This window comes from Bacteroides sp. 14(A) (assembly GCF_000526555.1).
Lineage (GTDB): Bacteria > Bacteroidota > Bacteroidia > Bacteroidales > Bacteroidaceae > Bacteroides > Bacteroides cellulosilyticus.
This window is the reverse complement of record NZ_JAGH01000001.1, coordinates 1,250,955-1,275,936: the sequence shown is the minus strand read 5'-3', so window position 1 is coordinate 1,275,936 and position 24,982 is coordinate 1,250,955. Positions and strand designations below refer to the sequence as shown.

The following is a 24,982-nucleotide window of genomic DNA, read 5'->3' as shown; positions in this document are numbered from 1 at the left end:
TTAAAAAAACAAAAACCATGGGAAACAAGCTACAAGGTTGGTTAGCACCAAACACACTGACAGAAGATCCGAACGATCGAATCTTAGTGCTAAACTCTGCCGGCACGGTGGACAATGAGCAACTCTACAAAGACATGCGTGAAGAAGACACGGGGTTGCGCAAGGAAACCATCGTGCATGTCGTAACCCTCTACGAACGCATGGCAGCACGTGCGCTGATGAATGGACACAACCTGAATACGGGGTTGTTCTATGCTGTTCCTCGCTTTACCGGACTTATCGAAGACGGGCAGTGGAATAGTCAAAAGAACAAAATCTATGTGTCATTCACACAAAACCGTGTGCTATGTGAAGAGGCAAAGAATACGAAAGTAGAGATTCTCGGAGAGAAGGGCGATCCCTCTTACATTTCGGGTGTGTTGGATTGCAGCAATAATGTGAAAGACGGGCATGTTACACCGGGGCGCAACTTTCGCATCACCGGGTCGCGTATCCGTATTGAAGGGACAGACGAGAAGGTCGGTATCACCTTCCGTAGCTTGCAAGATGATAAGGTGGTAAAAGTGACTACCGATATGTTTGGTACGAACAAGCCTTCGGAGCTGATCTTTATTGTCCCGGCAGAATTGACTGACGGTGAATATGAAATGACACTGACAACGCAATTTTCAGGCAACAACCAACGTTCGCTGAAAACAACACGTAGCATCAGCCGACTTGTCTACGTCGGAGCTGTCAAAGGAGATGATGACGACGATGATAGACCGGTAATAGAATAACCGGTCTGTAAACCCTTTTGTTGCGGATGTCGCAACACTGCTGTTGTGACACTCGCAACACTGTTGTTGTGACACCCGCAACAAGCCTGTTGCGACACTCGCAACAAAAAAGTTAATCCAAAAACAACCAAAAAGATATGCTAAAGAAATTACTGGGCTTCGACCCCCAAACCATGACATTGCGCACGGAGAGCATCGCCGGAATCACAACATTCCTTACCATGAGCTACATCCTTGCGGTGAACACCTCTATTCTCTCTTCCACCGGGATGGACAAGGGGGCCGTGTTCACAGCTACCGCGCTTGCCACCGCCCTCTCCACCCTGTTGCTTGCCTTCATGGCAAAGCTGCCCTTGGCACAGGCACCCAGCATGGGGATCAATGCCTTCTTCGCCTTCACGCTGGTGCAAGGCATGGGCTACCCGTGGCAAGTGGCTATGGCTGCCTTGTTTGTGGAGGGGCTTATCTTCATCCTCATCACTTTCTTCAACGTGCGCGAGATTGTGCTGAACAGCATACCTGCCACGTTGCGCTACGCCATCTCGGTAGGTATCGGGATGTTCATCGCCTTTATCGGACTGAAGAACGCCGGCATCATCGTCTCCGACCCGGCTACGTTCGTGACGTTCGGCCCCTTCACGCCCGTCTCCGTGTTGGCATTGATAGGCATCCTGTTGAGCGGGCTGCTCGTGGTGAAGCAGGTGAAGGGTGCCTTGTTCTACAGCATCCTGATTTGTACGCTCATCGGCATTCCGTTGGGTGTGACTACGATTCCCGAAGGATTCCTGCCCATCTCCACGCCCCACTCGCTGGCTCCCACCTTTTGTCAATTCGACTTCAGCCAGCTGTTCACGCTCGATATGGCGGTGATCATCTTCACCCTGCTGTTCATGGATATGTTCGACACCATCGGCACATTGGTAGCCCTTACCTACCGGATCGGGATTGTGAAAGAGAACGGCGAAATTCCCCGTGCAAAAGAGACTATGCTGGCCGATGCCATCGGTTCCACCTTTGGAGCCATATTGGGTTGTTCTACGATTACCACCTATTTGGAGAGTGCTTCGGGCGTTGCCGAGGGCGGACGTTCCGGCTTCACCTCGCTGGTCACCGGAGGGATGTTCCTCTTGGCCATTTTTTTCGCCCCCATCTTCCTGCTCATCCCCGGTGCGGCAACGACCGGAGCACTGGTGCTAGTGGGTGTCTTTATGATGGAGTCCATCACTCAAATAGACATGAAGAATATCTCGGAGGCACTTCCTGCGTTCATCACCATCATAACCATGGTGCTGACCTACTCCGTTGCCAATGGTATCATCTTGGGTATGCTCTGCTATGTGTTGCTCAAACTGAGCACAGGCAGACACCGGGAGGTTAGCCCTACCATGTATGTGCTGTCGGTGTTGTTTCTCCTCAAATTCATATTCACGTAAACCCCTATTATAATAATGTATATGGAAAAGAAGTTTTTTATGATTGTATTTGCCGCAATGATGGCAATGGCCGCATTCACTGCTTGCGGCGATGACGATGCGTCCCGGATGATGTCGGGCGGAGAGATGTTGAAAAATATCAGTATGGTAATTGCCGACCAGGCCGATGCCGAAAAACTTTATCAGGCAGAGGAGGATGCCCCTAATATGATACTGGTTGCCGACTCGAAAGAGGCTGCCCACAAACTATGCGAACGCCTGATTGCCGACATGTGGGACGGTAAGCCGCGCACGGTCGAACTCCCAGACGACTGTGGCATCATCTCGCTTGCGCCCGCTGCGGACGAGAGTATCTTTTGCACCGTTTCGTTCACCGGGCTAAAGAGTTGCGACCATCCGGCGTTCTCCCTCACCATCGCTCCCAAGGAGTACTTGGATGGAGACAACCCCAGCCATTACCATGAACAGCGCGAACCGCTATGTGTATGGAGATGTGGCGATTGCAGTTGGTGGACCAATGCCGGTGTGCCCATCGGCAATAAATGCGGTCGTTGCGGAAGCAAGAATATTATCGAACCTAAGAAACGAAGATAAATAAATCCATAATAACAAATAATATGAAGACAAACTTATCCATCAAAGCCCTCTCCCTGCTATTGGCAGGAATGATGGCATTCGGTTTCGCCTCGTGCAAGGACGATGAATTTATTCCCGACATCGACGAGCCGGGAGTGAATATCCCCGTTCCCACCGAAGACGAAGTGAAGACGACCGTGGGAAAGACCTACGCTGTATTGGGCGATCAATTCGACGAAGTAACCCCCTACGTGATGAAACGTATGACCGGACAACGCTACAACTACACGCCTGCCGACACAGAGATAGCAGATGACGTGGAGGTGGTGTTTATGGACACCAAAGCACTGACCGGTATGCACAAAGAGATGGCCTACGAACTCAAAGAGTTGTACGACCGCAATGGGTTCATCTACATGCACAAGCCCAATGCCTTGGCGCTTGCCTTCTTCCAGATGCTTGTGAACGATGAGTTGGACGACTTCATGGAGTGGATGGAAGAGAATACGGGCGGTGGCAAAATCGACACCCGCACTGCACAAGATGGCGACCCGCTGACGCGTGACAGCTACATCCTCTCGCGCAACAGCTCCCTCGACATGCAGGACATCTACGACGGAAAAGAGATCACCCGTGAAGCAACCGTTACCGAAATAGACGAAAACGGCAAGGAACAGACCCGGACCGTCACCGAGACATTCACCCCCACCGAACCCACCGACTACGAGTACGGACTCTTTGCCGAAAGCGTAGCGAAATGGCTGAATGATGGTGGTGTCCAGACGAAGACACGTGCCGGTGGAGGTGCGGACTTGGAAATGCCCCATAAAAAGACCGTGTTGGCACCTTGCCGCGTACAGCGCATAGGAGACGACAAGCAGATAACCGCCAACGCTGAGATTACAATACGGGTTGCATCGCTCTACTCTCCACAGGAGAATGAAGACTTCTACTATGTAACAGTGGAACAGATGATACCGGTGGAAGCATTCGCCAAAGGAGAATATTATTTCAAGAGTCGTACAGGTCCCATCATGAGTGCGCAAGTACATAGAGCAAGAGGATATACCTATGGTTCACACCAAGTCTTCTTGCCCCTATTGGAAGCAGATGGATATAATGTAACAACCGGAAATATTCAGCCACTTGCCAAAGGGTCAGTGCCCACAACCCTCTCTGTAGATGGATGGGCGGCAGGCTCCGACGTATGCCAGGACAACACGATTGTGGGTAAGCTGGAAAGCACGTATCGTCCCGAAGTATTGGCCCTGGCGCCGGAAGAGAGACTCACCAATTTCAAATATGAACCCGCAGAGACTCTTTGGGGAAGCAAATATTGGGTTTACGCTTCGAATGAAGCAGACAACTATCTCACGTTGAAATTCCTTGACCTTTCTCATCCCAACTGTAAGAATGTCGTTACACGACAATCGTTCACCTATAAAGTGGAGAATACGGCAAAGAGGGGCTTAAACCCCTTCAAGATGAAGATACACAACCAATTCAGATTTCACGTGGCATGGAAAATGCAAACTGGAGGAGATTACTTTAAATATGTCGACGTTTACGATGATGTAATCACCGCCTCACTGCCTGCGCCTAACCGGTATATAAGTAAACACACCATTGCTCCCGATGAAAAGTATTCCGACTGGAATACCGTGGAAACCCTCCTGAATAGCTGCCGGCAATACAAGGAACTGAAGGACAACCAGTATTGCCGCGATTCCGAGAACTCGCTGAAAAACCTACTGGAGAGAAAATGGTATGAAGCAAAACAGGCATTGGAAAAGAAAAAGCTTGATCTGTCGGCTGTAAAGAACAACTATATCATTCGTATGACCAACGGAGAAGGGAAAGAAATAGGTTCGCCCCTCTACATTGGCCCCAACGGTGTGAATCTCTTTGGGAAAGGCAGCTACTATATGAGCGACGGCAGCTTCCTCCCCGCCAAAACGAAGTTGACCGAGGAGCAGAAGCGTAACTGTATAGGTATCGTTTGCGTAGGCGGAACAAGCGACAGTAAGCTCCCCAATGGAATCAACGGCTTTGCCATAGCACTGCACGATGCCAACCAGACACCCTGCGCGTGGGGCGACGCTACCCCCTTCAGCAGAAAGGGCTCTAACAATTGGCTGCTCATTAATTATGGTGCAGGTTACAACAATACCCATAACCTGATGCTGGCTGCCGCCCAAAGAGACGGGAAAGAGCCAAGCAAGGAGTGGTATCCTGCCCTGTACTACGCCCTCAACTATCCGGTGGCAAACCCCAAATCCAACAAAGGTTGGTTCCTCCCTTCAAGGAATGACCTGCTGGATGCCACCTCTCTCTCCGACGAGGCATTCGAAAAGGCTGGAGGAGATCCGCTTGTGAGAGACCGGGTGTATGCCAGTAGTTCACTCTATGAGGAGTTAGAGGATTTGGGTAACTTCAATTACAGGTTTTACAATTTAGTGACCACTTGCGTACTCCGAGGCGAAAACAAGGATGTAGAGTTTGGAAACAAAGCGCACTTCAATGCCGAAGATGAGATATTTTACGTAAGACCCTACATTGCATTCTAACAATTATATACAAGACATTACGATATGACAACAAATCTATTAGCCAAATATCTCTCCCTCCTGATTGGAGGGATGATGGTGTTCGTCCTTGCCTCGTGCAAGGACGACGAATTGGCTCCCGACTTCGACGAGCCGGAAGTGAATATTACCATTCCCACCGAAGATGAAGTGAAGACTACCGTGGGAAAAACCTACGCCGTGTTGGGCGAGCACTTCGACGAAGTGGCCCCCTACGTGATGAAACGTATGACCGGACAACGTTACAGTTACAGTCCCGCCGACACGGAACTGGCTGACGACGTGGAGATAGTCTTTCTGGACTACGATGCGTTGATGGAAATCAGCGAGGAGATGGTGTATGAGATAAAGGAGGTATTCGACCGTGGCGGAGCCGTCTATCTGCACAGACCCAATGCTCTGGCACTGATGTTCTTCGACCTTGTCATGTACGACGAACTGGACAACTTCATGGAGTGGTTGGAGCAGAACATGAACGGAGGGGAAGCCCTGACCCGGGCAGGGGAAAAAGGCAAGCCGCTGGAGCGTGATTCTTACATCATAAGCCGTAACAATCACCTCGACCTGCGCGACATCTACAACGGTGAACCGGTTACCATCGAAAATGTCATTACCGAAGAAACAGAAGATGGCAGTAAACAGACCCGCACCGAAACAGAAGATATCACACCGGACGAACCCTCAGACTACGAGTACGGCCTCTTTGCCGAAAAAGTGGCTGAATGGCTGAACGGAGAAACCAAGACACGCTCGTCGGACAGCGAAATGCTAAACTCGGCAGCATTGGAGACAATACTTCTCCCTTGCCACCTCAAACGTGCGGCAGATAATCAAGTATTCACTTATAATGCGGAACTCAAAACATGGGTATCTACCCTCTATAACTTTGACACCAAACAGGACTACTACCACGTGTTGTTAGAAGAGAGATACCCGGGAGATTTGCTTAACTTCAATCAATATTATAGTCACAAATACGATGTGCAGGGGCATCGTTATAAAGTTGCCGGATATACGTATGGCGGACTGAGTGTTTACCCGACATTGGATACAGAAGGCTATACATTGAAAGATATGTGGAACCCGCAGCCCGAAAATGAAGGAGTCACACAAAAGACGGATATCGTTGACGGATGGAGCTTGAATGCCGTTTTAGGATACGACGATGGACGGGCAGCCAAACTGACTGGTGGCTTCACACATCAGCAGACTGTAAGTGAGATAAGCAAGGAAATCAATGTAAATCTTAAAAAGGATGGTGCCAAGTATTCATGGGAGTATGATATACCGGACAAATACCAATATAAAAGCAAACTGAAAGGATTTAATGCTAATCTCGTTTCAACACCGGATAAGAACTCTATCAGCATCAAGAGTTGTGCAACGCGCCAGTCATGGAACTGGTTGGTAAACAATACCGAAAGACGTGGAAACAAGGCGTTCAACATGGATGTCGAACTCGAATTCAATGCCAAATTCGCCAGCTGTTTTGGAAGTAGTACCGGACAAGCTAAAACGAGTGTTCATAAATCCAGAGTCCGCATTGAGCTACCTGTTCCCAACCGCTTCACCAAGAGCTATTCGGCAGTGGCAGACAACTATCAGGATAACAAAGAAATGGAACTTATCCAAACGTTCCTGAACAGCGTCCAGGAGTACAAGGATATTTCAAAAGGCTATTGTGCACCTGAAGAAAAGATACTGGACAGACAGATGGAGGAGCGTTGGAACACCATGCTGAAAACGTTGGAGAGCTTCGGCTCTAAGTTCTCCGGTTTGAAAAACGCATACACCTTCCGGTTAAAGGACAACAAAGGCAAACAAATCGGTCGCAACCTGCGTATCAGTAATAAAGGAATAAACAAGTATTAAAAATGATGAAACAGAAGACATACATTCCTCTTGTCCTCATCCTGCTGCTCATGCTTGCATGCGACAAGGTGACCAATAACTATTACACCGAAGCCCCCGAAACCCCACAAACACCTGGCTTTGAGCCGGGTGAGTGGCTGGCAGAGGTACACTCACTGTGCTACTACGGTCTGCTTGATGACGGAAGTTCGCTCTATCCCGGTTGGCTACTGCAAGCCGACGGGGTGAAACGTGCCTATAGCGACAGCGAGTTCGCCCAAAAGTTTATCACCGACGATATGGGCATCAGCATGCGCAACCCCGGTGCAGGCACCCGCTTCACGTTGCGGATGGACGAAAGCCCCGTATGCCATGCTGCGGTGTTCAGCGCCACCGTGCCCGAAGGGCTGACAGACGAGTTAATCCACCTGACCTATCCCGTGAAGTGGAATATCGATGCCTTGTTGCATTGGCATACAGACAAGCCGGTGAAATTGGCCTGGACCCTGCTCCTGGAAGGTGATACCGTAGACCACTTCACGCAGCAGTTCAACTGTCGCAGCCTGCATTGCTACATTCCCGACCCGGTCTTGCTCCAAAAGGAGAATCAGCAGAAAATCAACCTCATCAAGCAATCTGATTTCGGTAGTTACCCCGTTCGGGAAAACGATGAAGTGCTATGTCCACAGACCGGTGCGTTCCTCATGGGCTACATCGATGAACACTCGGCTTTGGTGGAGCAATTGAAAAAGGAGATCCTGAACGACGGTTACCTGCCTACAATCAGTGGTATGGCAAGCCCCAATAGCGAACAATTGTTGAACAGTACGGCACGTGCCTTCACCTACCTGATGATGAAACATCGCATCTTCTATACAGTCTCTGATGGCGGCCAGCTGCAAAGTCCGAATTACACGGCCGATGTGCAATATATACGTACCATCGACGATATTTTCCACAATCAGCAAGGCTACTGTATGGAACTATCGGCCGCTTTCGCGTCATGGTGCATCAACCAAGGTGTGAAATGCACCGTTGAATTCGTACCCGGACATGCCGTCAACCGCCTGTATGACAAAGAGGGCAAAGCATATCCCGTGGATCTGACTATGCTGGCAAGCAGTATGGCCCAATTCCCCATCCTCTCCGACTCGCTCGGAGCCACAGACTTTGCGAACGTAGATAGGTTCTACAACATCTTCATGACACGCAGCCAGCAAGATGAAATCAACACCTATCAACAGGGACGCAAGGACGATCCGGTGAACTACTCCACCATCGATGTTTACCGCCTGCGCCAATGGTTGCCTTCGTTCAACATCGGTGGCAACTATTTACATACCCGCGCAGCAGCAGTCGAAGAGGATGCACTGCAGATTGTTGAAAACCCTGTATGGAGCATTGACGATAATTTAAATTTTGAAAAATGAAACTAAGAACATTCATAGTCCTCGTCCTGCTGCTTCCGGCACTGTTTCCGGAAGCAGCAGCCCTGCGGGCGCAAAGCTCGCGCAACAGTTTCCCCAAGGTATCCGTGGGAGACATTCGCTATGTCGACAAGGCACACAGCAAGAAGCAGACCGTAGGCAGCATCCTGACCGATCTGGCTACCACCGCCGTCACCGGCAAGAGTACTACCCAGCACGATGAATATGCCCCTTCGGTGCGTGAGGCTATCGTGAAAGCATTAAGCGACGTTACACGATTCCGGGTCATCGACGGAGGTTTCCACCTTGATGAACTGGCGGGCAACGAAGAAGCCCTTTATGTGGACGGTACCATCAACAGCATCACCGGCACTTCGCAAGTCACCCCCTCCACAGTCAAAGACAAGCCGGCCGAACAAGCTTACAAAGTGCTTATCAACGTCACTCTCAACTTGAAAGATGCCCGTACGGACGAAGCGATGGATAGCCATATATTCAGCATGACCGACAGTGACATCTCCTGGATGACCACGGCCGACAAGGCGTTGAACGATGCCATCGACCGCCTGGCTTCCCGCATATCCGAATACTACAACCACCGCTACCCCCTTCATGGCAGTATCGTGGAACGTGGTGAAGAAAAGAAGGACAAGCAACGGACGGTGTACATTGACTTGGGAAACAACAGTCGGGTTGAAAAAGGACAACAGTTCAACATCTATGTCCTAAAAAGCATTGCCGGACGGGAAGCCCGCCAGGAGATAGGTCGCCTGAAGGTGGAGGAAGTAATGGGCGATGACTTGAGCCTCTGCAAGGTGACACGGGGTGAGAAAGAAGTAAAGACGGCCTTGGACCAGGAAAAGACGTTGGTGGTCATCAGCCGATAATGACAAATGAATGATTAACAATAAAACATTATGGAAAAGAAGTTTTTAACGATTGTATTTGCCGCAGTGATGGCAATGGTCACATTTACCGCTTGCGGCAACGACGATGAGACAAAGAACGACACGCAGACCGGCGAAGAACAAGTGGATCAACTGATAGACCAGCTGATTCTAAATATCGCCCAAATGTGTGTGGATGAAAAGAACGGCGAGTTCTACTTGCCTGTCAGCTCGAAGGATGAGGCATACAGGTTCTGTGAGTCGCTGACCGGCGAGAAGTGGGACGGCAAGAACCGCACTGTGACATTGGCTGATGCGTATGGCACAGTTATGCTGAAAGCAGGTTCGGTAAAAGGGCTGTATGGCACGGTCATCTTCCGTGCCGTGCGCCATCTGGACGATATGACATTACACTTGGCCGATCCGGAGTTTATCAAAAATGATAATTATGGGATAGACCAGTTTGTCAATATATCTGTAATAGGAACATGCACAAACCCGAAATGCAAGTATGTCTATACAAAGAATGCTGCCGGTGTGGGTTATATGCCCTCAGGCTACAAATGTGACAAGTGTGGTAGCAAACTGAATGTAACAACGAGTTGGGGAGGACGCTGACTCGACAAACTCTAAAAGCAATTGATCAATATGAAAAGTACAATGAACAGAATGCCGGCATGGCTGGCACTGATGGCAGCAGCCATCCTCACGTTCACCTTCACAGCTTGTAGCGATGATGAAGATATTGATAATGAAGTGACTTACACCTACGTTTTCACCGAAATTTCGGCATCACACCCCGACTTTCTCGAAGAGAAGGGGAAGATAGAGAACGCCTTCAAGTCTTCCCTCGGTGCTACCGGAAGCAACTTCACGAAGCGGGGTACGGTGGAAGAGTGCGACAAACAAGTTTACGCAGCCTGCGAGAAAGCCTGCAATTCGCTCAAGGGCGAAGTGTGGCAAGGCGATTACCTCTTAGAAGTGACAAACACCCTCACCGAGGAGGTGGTGTGCATGGCTGTATTCAATGCCGACAACGAAAACATCTTCGGTGGTTCCTCACAAGTTGCGAAAGAGAATACAGCAAAGAACTTTACCAATTTTGTCAAGAAGATATACCCCGACTTCCCCGCTGTACAATCCGGGGGGTTGACATGCACTGATTTCAAAAATGAGGGAGAGTGCTTTGCTTTCATGTATAACCAAATTGACAGAGACGATATTATGGCACAAAAGAGGTTTAGAGGGTTATGCTCCATCTCTTCAGAGTACCTGATAATGAGTTATAAAAGGAGTGATGTCAAGAACGGTTTTTCCAAACTGGATATATGGTTTCGGAAGGAGAAGGGCCAACCGAGATACATCATTACATTTAAATAAGCTTCACCTATCCTCCTGATAAATGTAGGAAATGCGGAGGTAAGAATTTGTATTAAACTTAGAAACAAGATGAATCGATTCTTAATTTTTTACGCAGCTTTTATAATGCAGTTCGTTGGATTGTTGTCGTGTTCAGATAACAATGACCCGATTCCTGAGCCTACCGGCAACGGTTACTGCCTGATGTTCTATGTCTCGGGAGGAGACCCGGAGCACGACCTTAGTGAGATGTTTTCCATAAGGCAGGCGGTAGAGGCTATAGCCGGCAAGCAAAACATTGCCGTGACCGTACTGTTTAAGGCATCCGGAAAAAAAGAAGGGGAAGCACACAACGGAGTGTACCGCTACATCGGTGAGAATGGAGTGCTGACGCAAGACCCCGGTTTTGTGGCAGGCGAGGATTTCCAAATCACCGACCCGGCATATCTCACCGACTTCATTCGTTGGTCGGCAGAGCAATGTCCCGGCAACAAGTATCTTTTAGCCTTTGCCGGACACGGCCTTTCCTTCACTCCCAATCTTGATTTACCCCCATCTGAAACCCGCGCTACCATTTCCGATGGAAAAGAGATGATGTCTTCCTATAAACTGGCACAAGGTATCCGGGAAGCCGGTGTCCCGCTCGAAGCTATGTTGGCACATTCCTGTCAGCAAGGAAGCGTTGAGATGCTGGCTGAATGGGAAGGACTGGCAGACTATCTGCTCGGATCGCCCTTTTCGATTCCCGATTATGCCTATGACTATGCCACTTTGCTGACCGATTTGCACGAAGGTCACTCAATGGAAGACGCATTAGTGCGTATGGCGAAGCGTGCCATGAATATCTGGCAAGTGTTTCACGACAGTGGCAACTACGGCTTGGTTGTAGAGGTGACACGACTGCGCGAACTTACACGACTGTGGGACGTGCTACACGAAACCTTTGCCGCCATGCGTGGCTCCATGAATGAAATCAACTTCACCACCGATAAACCTGCAGTGCTTGGTGACACCTACGGAGCCGGTTACCAAAGAGCACTTCAAGCGAAGTATGAACATGACAAGGATAACTTCTTTGAAAACGTGCGAGCAAACAATGCTATAGATTTACCCGATTTCTTACGCTGTGCTTACGTGTATAGCGGAAATATGCAGCTCGCTCCCTATGTGAATCGCTTGTATGAGGTGTTGGAAGATATTCTGGCCATCCATTTGCAAACCAATGGTCGGCATGACTTCGTTTACAACGTATGTGCCGGCCCTTCGTTGGAGAAACCGGAAGGGATGAAACGTTACCAGACTTGCCGTTTTGATCGACTGACTGGCTGGAGCGACCTGTACGAAGCGATACTGAATGTTCCGATAAAGCAAGCTGCCGACAGAGTTAAAAAGAACAACTGACAAATAAACAATTAATTTAATTTAAAGTAAAACATTATGGAAAAGAAGATTTTTACTATTCTGTTTGCAACTATGCTGACAATGGTTGCATTCTCTTCATGTAGTGATAACAATGATGAGCCCAAAGCTGTATCAAGCGAAGAGATACTGCTAAACATCAACAAGGTGATTGTTGAGCAGGCTAAAGCAGAAAAACTCTATCAAAGAGGTGAGGATGGAAGTACTTTGGTGATAATTGCCGACTCGAAGGAGGCCGCCCATACGCTGTGCGAGCGTCTTATCCTCGACCAGTGGGATGGTAAACAACGCACGATAAAACTCTCAGACAACAAAGGGGTTATTTCTCTTGCTCCCGGTACGGAAGAAAGCGTCTTTTACACCGTTACGCTCAAAGCACTTGATAATTTCGGTGATTTGTTTATTCGCATCGTTCCCGAAGCATATCTGGAGGGAGAGAATTTTCCTTGGGAACGATTCCCTGTATCAGGGTGGGTATGTTCCGATTGCGGATTGGAGACATTTAAGCTCTACAGACCAAAGAAATGCAATAGATGCGGAGGTGAGAATTTTAAATAATAAATGAGACAGATCACAATATTTATAAAATGAAACATTATGGGAATGTTATCATGTATTTGATTAGCATGTATAATCCTTTCCGTATCTTTTTGGCAATGACAACGTTCTTGGTAACAGGAGCGTTGTCATCCTGCAATCATGCCGATGAGTTGGAGTCGGTTTCTCCGGTTCCACAGATTGTTTTTCTCTTCTCTCCAAGCGGGCTGGGCGACATGAGCTATAACGATTGCATCCTCGAAGGGGTGCAGCGGTTCAAGATGGAACATAAAGAGATTGACATCTATATCTATTCGCCCGAATCATTGCCAGAAGCTGAGAAAATCTTTTCCGACTGGCTCAAACGGCCGGAAAGCGACATTCCGGTGTTGTTTGTTCTGGGTAGCAGCGACTATGAGCCTATGGTAGAAAAGCATCTTATTCAACACGACCTGACTCCCAACAAGAGCCTTTTGCTGTTTGAAAGCCGGAAACAATATGATGACAAGCAGATACACACTTTCCAAATTTCTATGTTCGGAGCCTCGTATCTTGCCGGAGCAGTGGCAAGGCAATGTACGGGAGACAGGAAACCGCTTGTCTTACTTGCCAACCACTCGGACAGTCCCATCAATATAGCCAAAGACGGTTTTGTTGCCGGTTACGGCAGCGACTGCGATGTGGAGTATCTGGCGGATGATTGGACGGGATATGTGTCGGCTTCGCTCGCCTATCAGAAAATGAGTACCTGGGCGGTTGATTACGACTTCATCTTTCCTGTGGCAGGTGGCTCCAATGCCGGTATCTACCGCTACTCCCGGGAATTTGAAGATTCACCGTACCTTGCAGGTATGGACATTGATCAGTCAAGTCTCTCCAATTGGATTACAGGCTCGGTCATCAAGCATATCGACCAATTGATTTACAGGTATCTGACGGAATGGGTCACCACGGGAATTATGCCGGAGAACCAACTTTACGGTCTTGAAAGCGGGTATGCCGACTGGCTGGTCGCGCCCCGATACGCGAATGATTTCAACAGTTTAGTCAATGACATGCGCCAACAAGCTGTTATTTTCGAGAAAGAGTATTATGAAACGAATAGTTATTAAACTTATTGCACCGCTCCTCTGCCTGATCGGTCTGTGGAGCTGTTCGGACGATGAATCTTCCATGTCTTATGGCGATAAACAATGGACAGAGAAGACCGTCGCCGTGGTGCTCCCGATGGAGAAAGGACTTGCTGTGCATTGGGAAAGAACGTTGGGTATGTTTGCAACCAACTTTGAACGTGCATTCAAAAACCACGAGACAGGTATCAGATTGAAGTTTGAATACTACGACGAGGCAAATGCCGATATGCAGGAACTTGCCCGATCGCTGGCTTTCAACGATGAGGTATATGCCGTCATCGGCGGATTGTATTCATCCAACGCTGCAATCCTCGCGGCTGAATTGACCCTTGTGGGCAAGACATTCTTCACACTCGCCACCACAGAACAACTGGTTCGAGCATACGCATCAACAGGCTATCTTTGGGCGATGACCGAAACCGACATTACGCAATGTGAGGTACTTCTCTCCAAGGTGATTAACTATGGAGGTAAAAGTGTAGCACTTTTGGCCAAGGATAATGACAATTACGGGCAGACGTTCATTGATTGGTTCGCATTTCAGGCACGCGAACTCGGGTTGAAGAATATGGGTAGCTATGCTTACACTCCCGATAATATAGCGGATGTGTCTTGCCAAGCCATGCAGTCGGGTGCAGAGTATGTGATATGTATCCCCTCTGAGATTGAAGAGATGGGACCGATGCTTGAAGCGCATAAAACACAAAGCCTGAACGGGCAGAGTGTACCGAGGATGTTGTTTTCGGATACAGCCTACGGCGCGGATGTGCTCAAGATTCACGGTGATGCAGCCGAAGGGATAGAGGGAGTCGCGTTTGGTGCCGATCCTGAATCGGGGTTCGACGTGAGTTATCGGACCTTTTTCAATGCCACGCCCACTCTGGGGGAATCACAGCTCCACGATGCCGCCATGCTCATCGGCTATGCTGCATGGCATCAGCAGTTCAATCCGGAGCTGTCGTTACAAAAATCACTCAGGGCTGTTGTTTCAGGTGAAGACTTGAACATGGGCAGCTGGACGGGTGAGGATATGGGGCTTGTGGTAGATGCGCTTGCTGCCGGCAAGTCGCCATACGTCCGTGGGGCTTCAGGCCATCTGAGGTTTGATGCAAAAGTCTTTACCAATGTGCTTGCCACGACTTACTATAACTTTAAGGTTTACAACGGGCAGTATATCATCCTCGACTATAACACCAGCGATGGAGGAAACCGCACGGATGCAACACTTGCCGGTTGGAACTGGAAGGCTTCGCAGATGCAGAATTTCAACAATTCCGGAGAATTCGATTACCCTGTACATACCGGTAACTGGGCACTTCTGGTTGCTTCCTCCAAGGAATGGGCCAACTATCGCCATCAGGCAGATGTGCTCGCCATCTACCAGCAGCTCAAACAGGCCGGATATACCGACGACCGTATCATTCTCATTGCCGAGGACGATATAGCCGACAATGTGTCGAATCCCAACAAAGGAGTTGTGCAGGTGACCATCGGAGGAAACAACGTGTACGAGCAGGTAGAGATAGACTATCGCATGTCGGAGTTGCAGGCAAAAGACATACTTGCCATACTGAGCGGAGAAAAAAGCGAAAGACTGCCCATCGTAATCGAATCTACCGCAAACGACAATGTATTTGTCTTCTGGAGCGGACACGGAGTACCCGGTGCCTTATGCTGGAACGATGATGCCTATGGCATTATGGGTGACCAACTTGACGAGACTTTCCATCGGATGAGGGAAAAGAGAAGCTATCGTAAACTCCTGATGATGGTCGAGGCTTGTTTTTCGGGCGGTGTGATGGAGCAATGCCGGAATATTCCGGGAATGTTGTTCGTCACGGCTGCCAATGGTGACGAGACCTCCAAGGCAGACGTGTTCAACGGCGAGATGAAGGTATGGATGAGCAACCGCTTTACCTCCACCTTTATTGAGCAGATCACCGAAAACAAGAACATTGCCCTACGCGACCTATATTACCGATTGTTCATCAATACGGTCGGTAGCCATGTGATGGTCTATAACGCTGAAAACTACGGCAACCTTTATTCGGCTGATATGTCAGAATTTATAAACTTCAAAAAATAATCAAAATGAAACAATCTACGTTACGCCTGCATTTACAGCGGTAACATGCGCCTTGATTCCTATATCAACCGGCTGGACGAAGTATTGTCGCATATCCTCGTCGCCCACCGCCAGACCGATGGGCGGCACAACTACATCTACAACGTCTATGTTAATATTTCAGTCAATGATAGTAAAAACAGAGAACGATACCACGCCTGCCGCTTCGACCAGCTAACAGGCTGAAGATCTCATAGAATACACAACAATAGCTCCTGCCGACATCTGAGTAGGGTTCCGGATAGCAAAAACATAAATAAGTAAAACAATAAATCATCATTTTCATTATGAAGCAAATACTTTATATCATCAGTATCGCCTTGATGGCAGCAATAGCATTTATATCGTGCAAGGGAACAAGCAAAACAAATCCCACAGAACCTGGCATTCCGAACTTCATCGGCACATGGTACTATGAAACCATGACTCAAACCGTGCTGGGCACCGCCTCCGACACCCTGCTTTACGACTACATCAACAACCCGCAAGAACAGCAATTCTACGAAGTCTATACTCCGGACAGCGTGATGACCTTCTACGTCATCCAAAATGACACGCTGATGAAAAAGCTGCGGTTTCGATATGCTTTCCACAACGACACCCTCTATATGTCACACCCCAATAAACCGGTGCAAACCGTACATGTAAAGAACTTCACAGACAGCACTGTGACCATAGACTACACTCGCACTTACCGCGACACTACCTTCTACTGCATCTCCACTACTCGTCGCAGCGAACTGCCTAAGTGGAAGATTGAAAAGTAAAGACAAATAATAAATACATTAACAAATATGATAAGAAAAAAATACCTGCTACTCTTTGTCGTGTCTTTTACCATACTCTTGGTTGGATGTGACAACGACCTTGGACATCAAAGTCCTGACGATGAGTGGACAGCCGAAACTTTGGTGTCCCAAGCTGACGTAGAACGCTCCGGTGTGGATGCCTGGTTTCGTTCGGAAACTATCAGCGACCAAATATTCAGCCGCATGTGGCTCAAGTCATGGAAAGAGGACTGTCCTTTGAAGCGATCCGAACTACGTTATTTAAAAGTGTTGCATCGTAACGCTGACGGTAACCCACAACGGGGTGAGATGGTGGTGAACGCTGCCATTGCCGATAAAGTGATCGATGTATTTCGCCGGCTCTATCAGGCAGACTACCGCATTGAGCGGATGGTGCTCATTGACAACTACGATGCCGACGACGAAAGCTCTATGCGTGCTAACAACTCCTCATCGTTCAACTTCCGCTTCATGACCGGTTCTACTACCAAAATTTCCAAGCACGGACTTGGTCTTGCCATTGACATCAATACGCTTTACAATCCATATGTCAAGCAAAAGGATGACGAATCCTGGCACATAGAACCCGCTACGGGCGAACCATACGCTTTCGACCGTGAGAACAAGACGGATATACCCTACAAGATAGATCACAACGACCTTGCATACCGTCTCTTTACGGAAGCAGGATTCGAATGGGGAGGAGACTGGATCTCATTGAAGGATTACCAGCATTTTGAGATTGACCTATAACAATTGTATCTCAAGACCGATACCATTGTTGCTGAAGGTGTGGAGCTGGAGAAATAAAGCATACCCCTAAAAACGAAACGAGTACAATTTATAATGAAAACAGAACAAATGCAAACAAATAACTCGTTGGTATCTCTCCGATTGAAAATTATTACCGGATATGTATTGTTACTCATATTCCTTACTATCATTGTTTCTCTTGTGTGGCTGGAACATCAGAAGATGGAAATGTTGAACAGTGGCGAATTACTTATCAGGCAAAAAAGAGAAGCCGTGAACCGAACTTTTGAAAAACTGCTTGACTTCTCCTTTTCTGATGATTTCCTGCTATTACGTGACAGGGACAAATTCAATGAATACCGGATGAAGCGTGAAATGGCTACCACCACTTTGAACGAACTGAAACGATACTATCCATCCGACATACAACATGCACAAATCGACACAATATCTTCGCTCTTACAAGAAAAAGAGGCACTGTTGCTCGGAGTGATGAATACACTTTCGGATTTACTGCGCTCTGACAGTCTGTTCCAACGGAGAATACCTGCTGTCGCTTTACAAATGCATATTCCATTGTTACCGGGCAAATCAGAAAAGGAGAAGAAAAAACGGAGCGGTTTCCTTGGTTTGTTTAAAAAGAAAGAAGAAAAATCGGCCTATGCATACCAAAAGGAAAAAACGAAACAGCCGTCCGCATCCCAGCAAATACCCAGGGAACTTTATTCCCTACAAAAAGAAATGTCTATACAATATACCGACTACTGGAATAAGCTGACCACTTACTCCGACAGTTTGCAATGCCGTAACACAGAACTGAACTCACAAATAAACACACTTATTGGTGAGTTTGAACAAGTAGTTATCAAGCAAGCAGAAAAAGAAATAGAAGAAATTACCGCATTAAGGGAGCAATCATTTCGTATCATTCTGTTTATAACTGTTATCGCCATCATGCTAATAGTGTTATTTTACTTTTTTATCCACCAGGACATAAGAAAGAGGCAGGAGTACCGGCTGAAACTGGAAGCGTCAGACTGCCGGAATCGTGAACTGCTGGCCGCGCGCCGTAACCTCATATTGACAGTAAGCCATGACCTCCGTGTACCGCTCGGTACTATCAGCGAATATGCAGAATTATTACAAGATGAAAAAAGTCCGGAACAGAGCAAAGGGTATGCAATGAATATCCTGCATGCCTCGCGCCATGTCATTGGGTTGGCAAATAACCTGCTGTATTATTACAGGCTGGAAGCGGAAAAGGAACAGCCGGAAAAAGAAATCTTTCATTTGGGGCGAATAATTGAAGATACTGCCCACTCATTCCTACCGATAGCGGAAAAGAAAGGGTTGGACTTGGTAATAAAAGTAATAGATTCTGACGTGCTTGTCGAGGGGGATTGTGGACGGTTGGTGCAAATACTCAATAATCTGATCTCAAATGCAGTAAAGTTTACCAGTGCCGGATATATACAAGTAGGTGCACAATACCGGGTCGGAAAGCTATCCTTCTTCATTAGAGATACGGGTATAGGTATTGATAAGGAAAGTCAGGAACAGATATTCACCGCTTTTGAACGAGGTAAAGCGCCAAATGCGGAAGAAGGCTTCGGACTGGGATTGGCAATAACATATAAATTGGTGACATTGCTGAAGGGAACTATCCATGTCCAAAGCACGCCGGGACATGGAAGCACATTCGAGGTATGTCTGCCTTTGCGTGAGACAAATGGAAAGACTACAAAGGTTTCTTTGGCATGTGGCGTTCTTTCAGGAATGAGAGTACTGGCAATAGATGATGACCGGATGCAACTTGAAGTAATCCAAAAAATGTATGTACGTCATGGGGTGAAATGTGATTGTTGCCTGAATGTAAGTGAACTGATTGAGGCATTACGCCGCAATCGTTATGACCTGGTGTTGACGGATATGAGAATGTCGGAAATGGACGGTTACGGGGTACTGACCTTGCTTCGGGGTAGCAACCTCGGACAAGCAAAGACACTTCCCGTATTGGCGGTAACCGCACAAGCGGACAAAAATCCGGAGTATTTTATAAATGCAGGTTTTGTGAACTGCCTATATAAGCCTTTCTCGCAAAGAGAATTAGTTTCGGTTACTTCATGTATAGACAGGACGAATTTTACAACTATCATGGAAGGGGAAGAAAATGCGATGGAACTGTTGGATATGTTCATAGAGGACACGGAAAAGGAACTCTCTGAAATGCAGGACGCTTTGGAAACGGCAAATTATATGCAATTGAGGCATATCATACACAAAGCTGCTCCATTATGGGGGATGATTCGTATCAATGTACCCTTGAATGAACTGGAAGAGATGGCTTCACTATCCTCTGAAAAATGGTGTAAGGAATTGGATGCCCGTATTAAAAGACTGATGGGAGCAGTGGAACAGGCCGTAAAAAAAGCGAAAGAATTAAAGTATGAACCGGATGAAAACCATATTGGTAGTAGAAGATGATCGAATATATGCACGTACTACCGCTAACTGGCTGGTAAAAAACGGGATGGATGCCCGTTACGTGCTGTCAGTAAATTCCGCAAAAGAATTTCTAAGCGGTCACGAAGTAGATCTGGTCTTGTCAGATTTCCGCCTTGGTGACTGTAATGGTGTGGAACTGCTTGAATGGATGAGGGTACATAGGTATCGTATGCCTTTTCTAATCATGACAGGATATGGAGATATACCTGGTGCTGTCGAAGCTGTAAAGAAAGGGGCCGACAATTATCTCCCCAAACCCGTACAAACAGAAAAAGTACTTGACGTCATCCGTGAATTGTTGGAACGCAGGGAGAAAAGGAGAAATCCGGAGCAGGCTTTTTATGTCTGCAAAAGTCCGCTGGCAGTAAAACTTCAGGAGATGGTACGTTTGGTAGCTCCTGCAGACAGTTTGTCCGTGTTGATACGGGGTGCATCGGGTACGGGTAAGGAATGGGTGGCATGTCAGATACACGCACTCGGCAGACGTTCGGACGCTCCTTTTGTAGCGGTGGATTGCGGGGCATTACCACGGGAACTGGCCGCATCGGAATTGTTCGGACATAAAAAAGGAACTTTTACGGGAGCAACTGAAGATAAAACCGGCATGTTTGCTGCCGCCAATCATGGGACATTGTTTCTGGATGAGATTGGTAATCTGAACATGGAAACTCAGGTATTACTATTACGTGCCTTGCAGGAGAAACGTTATAGACCTCTTGGTGGAAAGGAAGAAATACAAACGGACATACGGCTGCTTACAGCCACCAATGAGGATTTGGAACGGGCTATAAGTGAGGGGCGGTTCAGGGAAGACTTGTTCCATCGGTTGAACGAGTTTCCACTTCATGTTCCGTCATTGAAAGAGTGTCCGGAGGATATTATTCCGTTGGCCGGATTCTTTCTTTCCTATGCGAACGAGGAATTAGGAAAGAATGTGAAGGAATTTGACATGGACGTAAGGAAGGCTTTTAGGGCTTATTCATGGCCGGGCAATATCCGTGAGTTAAAAAGTGTGGTGAGGCGTGCGTGTGTATTGGCGCAGGATGAATGGATTACACTTAAAGACATCAACCTTCCGGTAGAGATAAAACCATCGGATGATTACCGGCTGGATATGGAGCGTACGGAATTGGAAGCGATAGTGAAAGCATTGGAAACTACGGGTAATGATCGGAAAGCTGCCGCCCGGCTGTTGGGTATATCCCGGAGCACGCTTTATTTGAAACTGAAAAAATACGGTTTAAACTGAATGTGTCCATAATTCTGAACACATTGTGTCTGATGGGGATAATAAATGCAGACACGTTTTGGAGATAGCAAATTTTAATATATTAGTTATCAATATATTAATGTATTAGCTTTTCTGTGGCATATCACTTGTCCTTTATGGTTATGACAAGTGATGGTGAAAACCGGACAGTTTTAAACTTTAAATTTTAATGCCATGAGAACATTGACAAATACTCTTCTATTCAATATGTTCACCTCTTACATGACAGGCTCTGAACTTATGTCGGAAGATTTACCTGCCGCCTATGACGATTTCGCAAATCAGCTTGCCGAACTGTCGCAAGATGAGGATAGAATGAAGCTACTAAGACGGTTGAACTACACAAAAATAGAACTTTCTTTTATGCAACAGACTTGTAACGTCATGGAAGGAGGACGACATATACTCTACGATGTGTTTATCAGCAAGACTCTTTCATTATTGGAAACGGAGATAGAAATAACGAAAGATTATTTCCGTTATCATGCAGGTGACACCAGTATGAAAATGGAAATTCACCGGCAGGGTAATAAACGGAAATCAACACTTCGCTGGAACGGTACGGATAATGACCTGATAGAATTAGTGGCCGCATTGATGGCTGCCGGGGTTGTGGACTGCGCGGAAGGGAAGAAACTTACTGTTGTAGATGTCATCAGAGTATTCGAGGATGCTTTTAACCTGAAAATAAATGCCTTATACACCAAGCGGGGAAAGGTGTTTGATCGCTGTACGGTTTCCACTCCTTTTATTGACTCTATTCGCAAAAGCTATATCAAGATGTTGGACGAACGGCTGGCGTAAAGTTTGCACGCCAACAGCCGCCAAAAGGTGACTTGTGTGTCCGCCGTGTTGCAGATTGACGGTCAAAGCGCTTTCTTTGCATCTATAAAACTTCTGTAAACAAATCAAGATTATGGGATTACTGAAAGATTGGACGACCCGCTGGATAACCCGTTTATCGGGGCGGACAGCGGAAGGGCCAGGGAGCGTGTTCATCACGCTGGACGAAAAAAATACCCCGGTGGATGTACACACGGGTGATGCCACACCGAAAGCGTATGAGGATTATATCGGGAAGATGGTGAAGAGCTTCGACAAACGGGGCTACCTACCCGGCTGAACGATTCTAAAAGCGGATTTCGCAGATAAAGGGAAGATACCTTCCCGACGGGGAGAACTGGCGAACTGGTATTTTCATACTCTGGTTCCGGCTATCCATAGACACAAGGCAGTGACGGGAAGGCGGATTCCTTTGAGGGATGCGGCCTATACGCTGAAAACGGGGTTGAAACTGTTCAGCCGCCGGGCATCATCCACAGCACTGCAAAAAGACAAGCAATATAAAGAGTTTATCCGGCATAACGAGGCGGAAGGCTGGAACAATGAAAAACTGTCGGGCGAAAAGTGGCGAGTGTATGCCGTGGCGACGGATGAGGGCGTATTGTTCTTCTCGGACAACGAAAAGGGTATGAAAGCTCGCAACAGCTATCTGCAATATCTGGCGGATGGATTTTTCAATATGACCAAAGGGGTGGAAACATTGAGACTGTATGAGATAGAGACACCTTCCCGACAAGTGGCGGAACTGGCGGACAACTGCATCGACAAACTGGCGAAAAGCGATTTGCGTAGTGCCGATATGCAACTGCGTAAATCGGAGTTCAGCTTTACTTCTGAGAAACTGGCAGGAAAAGAAATGCTGGAAGGTGCCGTCTGTACGGACAAATACGATTTAAGACCGGATTACAGTAACTTTGACCGGTTGACGAAGGACTTCAATCTGGGTATTTCGCCATGTAATTATGACGTGGCCTCTCTGCTTTATATTTCGGAAAACGGATATGCCGGTCATGTGGCGGCAGACTATTTTCATCCGTTCAGTTATGAGTATGAGTTCCGAGATTTGGCTGAAAAGTTGGGTGACAGCATCAAGGCACGGCAATCGGCGCCAATGTCGTCACATGATTTCGGCTATGCGGCCTTGCAGACGGAAGCGAAGGTAATGGCAAGGGATATTCTGCAATCGGAGTTCCATATAACGGACGGGGAATTTAAGTTGGGCGGAAGTATCAACCGAATGGAAAAAACAGAAAGAATGCAAACTGCTTCTTATCAGCGTTCTAAAGAACAAAAGACAGGTAAATCATTCGATACAGCCCCCATACGGGAAGTTCCTGCGCAGAAACGGGGTAACGGTCAACGGCAGGCAAAGCATGTGGCCTCCATTACTCCGGATAAAAAGGAAAAGAAACAACTAATCATATAGAATTTATGGAAGAAAAGAAAATGCAAGCGGTGGAAAGCGGCAGTCTGTATATGACGCTGGATGCTTTTTACCGCCCCGTTTATTTAAGTATGCGGGGACAGGGAGAAGAAGGATTCTCCCGATATATCAGCAACAACGTACGGTTTCATACTGCAAGCAGGGAATTTGTACCCGACCACTGAATGTTCCGTTTCGACTTCAGAGACAAAAGTCTGATTCCCCCCATACTCGGAACGGATAATGCGAATTATTTGGAACGGCTCACGCCGGTATTGGAACGGGAAAGGATTCATCCTTCGGGTGTGGTAAGACTGCGGGACGCGGCATTCTGTGAGGAAAGGGGTATCGTACAACTGTCGTCATCGGCGGAACATACGGTCTTATTGGAGAATGATAACTACAAGCGGTTGGGGCACCGTTTCGGAATGAACGGGGACGTGATAAGAAACGGACTGGCCGTTTTTCCTACTTGTACGGCAGTGGAATACGGACAGAAGGTGTTGCTACTGGGAAAAACGGACAAAGGGGACAAGGCATTGGAAGAGTTTCTAAACGATTTGACCGGACACTTCTTCAACGGGAAACGAAAGCCGGAGGAATTGAGATTCCATGAGGTGGCACCGTTGGATGCAGAATTTCGGACGGAAATCGGGGATTGCAAGACTGCTTCACCGGATATACTCCGATACGGGATTTGCACGAAGCGGTGCGACATGGCACCTACACTAAGAAATTTTAACCGGCTGAGAAACTTGCAACTGATGCGTGAGCCACTCTCAAAGGAACAGGAACGGATTGTCTCGCTGCTGGTTACACGACCGGATAATGCAAGGTTTCCGGAGACGGAAGTGAAAACAAGGATACCGTTTAAAAAGAAAGGACAGGGTATAAACATTTAATTCTTTAATATATGGAAAATGAACAGAACGGAACGATAAAAAGCGGCAGCGTATATATAACTGTGGACAAATTTTTCAATCCCGTACATATCAGCATGAAAGGTACGGGTGAGGAAGGTTTTCAAGAGTTCATGCAGAAGGATGTGGAAAAGGCATTGAAAAGCGAGGAAATGCCGGCTATGGGCCTGATGTATTATAATGTGCCCGATATGGGTATCGTACCTCCCTTGCAGGAAGGAAACAATGAGGATTACCTGAAAAGGCTGGAAAAGGCGATGGACGAACATGGGATCATTTTACAGAGATACCAACGTCTGTCGGAAGTAGTGTATTGCCTGTGAAATGAAATAGACCCGTTTTCGAAGGATGAGACTTATACCCGCTGGC

General features: G+C 47.5%; 23 protein-coding genes. All 23 read left to right on the top strand.

Annotation, left to right across the window (positions count from 1 at the left end):
• The first annotated feature begins 17 nt into the window (after nucleotides 1–17).
• The 23 genes from K429_RS0104650 (at nucleotide 18) to K429_RS0104540 (ending at nucleotide 24,936) form a co-directional block, all read left to right on the top strand.
• The gene (locus K429_RS0104650) at nucleotides 18–779 is read left to right on the top strand and encodes a DNA-binding domain-containing protein (RefSeq protein WP_025726189.1); all 762 of its coding nucleotides are present in this window, start codon (nucleotides 18–20) and stop codon (nucleotides 777–779) included.
• A 137-nt stretch (nucleotides 780–916) separates the two neighbouring features.
• Nucleotides 917–2,212, top strand: a complete 1,296-nt coding sequence (locus K429_RS0104645) for an NCS2 family permease (protein ID WP_025726188.1) — start codon at nucleotides 917–919, stop codon at nucleotides 2,210–2,212.
• Nucleotides 2,213–2,278: 66 nt separating this feature from the next.
• Entirely contained in the window at nucleotides 2,279–2,806 is a 528-nt protein-coding gene (locus tag K429_RS0104640) for a hypothetical protein (RefSeq protein ID WP_231501808.1), read from the top strand.
• A 23-nt stretch (nucleotides 2,807–2,829) separates the two neighbouring features.
• Nucleotides 2,830–5,355: a hypothetical protein gene (locus K429_RS0104635; RefSeq protein ID WP_025726186.1), complete on the top strand. Its 2,526-nt coding sequence runs from the start codon at nucleotides 2,830–2,832 to the stop codon at nucleotides 5,353–5,355.
• Nucleotides 5,356–5,379: 24 nt separating this feature from the next.
• Nucleotides 5,380–7,245, top strand: a complete 1,866-nt coding sequence (locus K429_RS0104630; protein WP_025726185.1) for a hypothetical protein — start codon at nucleotides 5,380–5,382, stop codon at nucleotides 7,243–7,245.
• Between the two features lie 329 nt (nucleotides 7,246–7,574).
• The gene (locus K429_RS0104625) at nucleotides 7,575–8,654 is read left to right on the top strand and encodes a hypothetical protein (RefSeq protein WP_231501807.1); all 1,080 of its coding nucleotides are present in this window, start codon (nucleotides 7,575–7,577) and stop codon (nucleotides 8,652–8,654) included.
• Nucleotides 8,651–9,538 (top strand): hypothetical protein, encoded by an 888-nt coding sequence (locus K429_RS0104620; protein ID WP_025726183.1) that lies wholly within the window; start codon nucleotides 8,651–8,653, stop codon nucleotides 9,536–9,538. Before K429_RS0104625 ends, K429_RS0104620 begins: the two co-directional genes overlap by 4 nt.
• A 30-nt stretch (nucleotides 9,539–9,568) precedes the next feature.
• A complete protein-coding gene (locus K429_RS0104615; protein ID WP_025726182.1) occupies nucleotides 9,569–10,156 on the top strand; it encodes a hypothetical protein in 588 nt (195 codons plus the stop codon).
• A gap of 30 nt (nucleotides 10,157–10,186) precedes the next feature.
• On the top strand, nucleotides 10,187–10,918 hold the full coding sequence (locus tag K429_RS0104610) for a hypothetical protein (protein WP_025726181.1): 732 nt from the start codon (nucleotides 10,187–10,189) through the stop codon (nucleotides 10,916–10,918).
• 69 nt (nucleotides 10,919–10,987) lie between these two features.
• Entirely contained in the window at nucleotides 10,988–12,298 is a 1,311-nt protein-coding gene (locus K429_RS0104605; protein WP_025726180.1) for a clostripain-related cysteine peptidase, read from the top strand.
• Nucleotides 12,299–12,334: 36 nt separating this feature from the next.
• Nucleotides 12,335–12,874, top strand: coding sequence for a hypothetical protein (locus K429_RS0104600; protein WP_010801638.1), 540 nt, complete (start codon nucleotides 12,335–12,337; stop codon nucleotides 12,872–12,874).
• 29 nt (nucleotides 12,875–12,903) lie between these two features.
• Entirely contained in the window at nucleotides 12,904–13,965 is a 1,062-nt protein-coding gene (locus K429_RS0104595; RefSeq protein WP_010801639.1) for a BMP family ABC transporter substrate-binding protein, read from the top strand.
• Nucleotides 13,946–16,072 (top strand): C13 family peptidase, encoded by a 2,127-nt coding sequence (locus K429_RS0104590; protein ID WP_025726178.1) that lies wholly within the window; start codon nucleotides 13,946–13,948, stop codon nucleotides 16,070–16,072. Before K429_RS0104595 ends, K429_RS0104590 begins: the two co-directional genes overlap by 20 nt.
• Before the next feature lie 326 nt (nucleotides 16,073–16,398).
• Complete coding sequence (locus K429_RS0104585; protein ID WP_025726177.1) at nucleotides 16,399–16,878, top strand: hypothetical protein; 480 nt, start codon at nucleotides 16,399–16,401, stop codon at nucleotides 16,876–16,878.
• 27 nt (nucleotides 16,879–16,905) lie between these two features.
• Nucleotides 16,906–17,652 carry a M15 family metallopeptidase gene (locus K429_RS0104580; protein WP_025726176.1) on the top strand — a complete coding sequence of 249 codons (747 nt, stop codon included), beginning with the start codon at nucleotides 16,906–16,908 and terminating at the stop codon, nucleotides 17,650–17,652.
• 108 nt (nucleotides 17,653–17,760) lie between these two features.
• Nucleotides 17,761–20,136 (top strand): hybrid sensor histidine kinase/response regulator, encoded by a 2,376-nt coding sequence (locus tag K429_RS0104575; RefSeq protein ID WP_025726175.1) that lies wholly within the window; start codon nucleotides 17,761–17,763, stop codon nucleotides 20,134–20,136.
• The gene (locus K429_RS0104570; protein ID WP_010801644.1) at nucleotides 20,108–21,406 is read left to right on the top strand and encodes a sigma-54 dependent transcriptional regulator; all 1,299 of its coding nucleotides are present in this window, start codon (nucleotides 20,108–20,110) and stop codon (nucleotides 21,404–21,406) included. Before K429_RS0104575 ends, K429_RS0104570 begins: the two co-directional genes overlap by 29 nt.
• 195 nt (nucleotides 21,407–21,601) lie before the next feature.
• Nucleotides 21,602–22,231 carry an RteC domain-containing protein gene (locus K429_RS0104565; protein WP_010801645.1) on the top strand — a complete coding sequence of 210 codons (630 nt, stop codon included), beginning with the start codon at nucleotides 21,602–21,604 and terminating at the stop codon, nucleotides 22,229–22,231.
• Between the two features lie 112 nt (nucleotides 22,232–22,343).
• Nucleotides 22,344–22,550 carry a hypothetical protein gene (locus K429_RS0104560; RefSeq protein ID WP_008156786.1) on the top strand — a complete coding sequence of 69 codons (207 nt, stop codon included), beginning with the start codon at nucleotides 22,344–22,346 and terminating at the stop codon, nucleotides 22,548–22,550.
• Nucleotides 22,551–22,661: 111 nt separating this feature from the next.
• Nucleotides 22,662–23,696, top strand: a complete 1,035-nt coding sequence (locus tag K429_RS0104555; protein WP_010801646.1) for a DUF6047 family protein — start codon at nucleotides 22,662–22,664, stop codon at nucleotides 23,694–23,696.
• 5 nt (nucleotides 23,697–23,701) lie between these two features.
• Nucleotides 23,702–23,878 carry a hypothetical protein gene (locus K429_RS30585; RefSeq protein ID WP_009860284.1) on the top strand — a complete coding sequence of 59 codons (177 nt, stop codon included), beginning with the start codon at nucleotides 23,702–23,704 and terminating at the stop codon, nucleotides 23,876–23,878.
• Nucleotides 23,879–24,595, top strand: a complete 717-nt coding sequence (locus tag K429_RS0104545; RefSeq protein ID WP_025726174.1) for a DUF6047 family protein — start codon at nucleotides 23,879–23,881, stop codon at nucleotides 24,593–24,595.
• Between the two features lie 11 nt (nucleotides 24,596–24,606).
• Entirely contained in the window at nucleotides 24,607–24,936 is a 330-nt protein-coding gene (locus tag K429_RS0104540) for a hypothetical protein (RefSeq protein ID WP_007655512.1), read from the top strand.
• Nucleotides 24,937–24,982: the final 46 nt, after the last annotated feature.

Coding starts and splice junctions, on each gene's coding strand:
- K429_RS0104575 (WP_025726175.1), top strand. CDS start 17,761: ATGCAAACAAATAACTCGTTGGTATCTCTCCGATTGAAAATTATTACC.
- K429_RS0104615 (WP_025726182.1), top strand. CDS start 9,569: ATGGAAAAGAAGTTTTTAACGATTGTATTTGCCGCAGTGATGGCAATG.
- K429_RS0104565 (WP_010801645.1), top strand. CDS start 21,602: ATGAGAACATTGACAAATACTCTTCTATTCAATATGTTCACCTCTTAC.
- K429_RS0104640 (WP_231501808.1), top strand. CDS start 2,279: ATGGCCGCATTCACTGCTTGCGGCGATGACGATGCGTCCCGGATGATG.
- K429_RS0104650 (WP_025726189.1), top strand. CDS start 18: ATGGGAAACAAGCTACAAGGTTGGTTAGCACCAAACACACTGACAGAA.
- K429_RS0104570 (WP_010801644.1), top strand. CDS start 20,108: ATGAAAACCATATTGGTAGTAGAAGATGATCGAATATATGCACGTACT.
- K429_RS0104645 (WP_025726188.1), top strand. CDS start 917: ATGCTAAAGAAATTACTGGGCTTCGACCCCCAAACCATGACATTGCGC.
- K429_RS0104625 (WP_231501807.1), top strand. CDS start 7,575: ATGGACGAAAGCCCCGTATGCCATGCTGCGGTGTTCAGCGCCACCGTG.
- K429_RS0104605 (WP_025726180.1), top strand. CDS start 10,988: ATGAATCGATTCTTAATTTTTTACGCAGCTTTTATAATGCAGTTCGTT.
- K429_RS0104540 (WP_007655512.1), top strand. CDS start 24,607: ATGGAAAATGAACAGAACGGAACGATAAAAAGCGGCAGCGTATATATA.
- K429_RS0104635 (WP_025726186.1), top strand. CDS start 2,830: ATGAAGACAAACTTATCCATCAAAGCCCTCTCCCTGCTATTGGCAGGA.
- K429_RS0104630 (WP_025726185.1), top strand. CDS start 5,380: ATGACAACAAATCTATTAGCCAAATATCTCTCCCTCCTGATTGGAGGG.
- K429_RS30585 (WP_009860284.1), top strand. CDS start 23,702: ATGGAAGAAAAGAAAATGCAAGCGGTGGAAAGCGGCAGTCTGTATATG.
- K429_RS0104560 (WP_008156786.1), top strand. CDS start 22,344: ATGGGATTACTGAAAGATTGGACGACCCGCTGGATAACCCGTTTATCG.
- K429_RS0104585 (WP_025726177.1), top strand. CDS start 16,399: ATGAAGCAAATACTTTATATCATCAGTATCGCCTTGATGGCAGCAATA.
- K429_RS0104595 (WP_010801639.1), top strand. CDS start 12,904: ATGAAACATTATGGGAATGTTATCATGTATTTGATTAGCATGTATAAT.
- K429_RS0104600 (WP_010801638.1), top strand. CDS start 12,335: ATGGAAAAGAAGATTTTTACTATTCTGTTTGCAACTATGCTGACAATG.
- K429_RS0104620 (WP_025726183.1), top strand. CDS start 8,651: ATGAAACTAAGAACATTCATAGTCCTCGTCCTGCTGCTTCCGGCACTG.
- K429_RS0104610 (WP_025726181.1), top strand. CDS start 10,187: ATGAAAAGTACAATGAACAGAATGCCGGCATGGCTGGCACTGATGGCA.
- K429_RS0104590 (WP_025726178.1), top strand. CDS start 13,946: ATGAAACGAATAGTTATTAAACTTATTGCACCGCTCCTCTGCCTGATC.
- K429_RS0104545 (WP_025726174.1), top strand. CDS start 23,879: ATGTTCCGTTTCGACTTCAGAGACAAAAGTCTGATTCCCCCCATACTC.
- K429_RS0104580 (WP_025726176.1), top strand. CDS start 16,906: ATGATAAGAAAAAAATACCTGCTACTCTTTGTCGTGTCTTTTACCATA.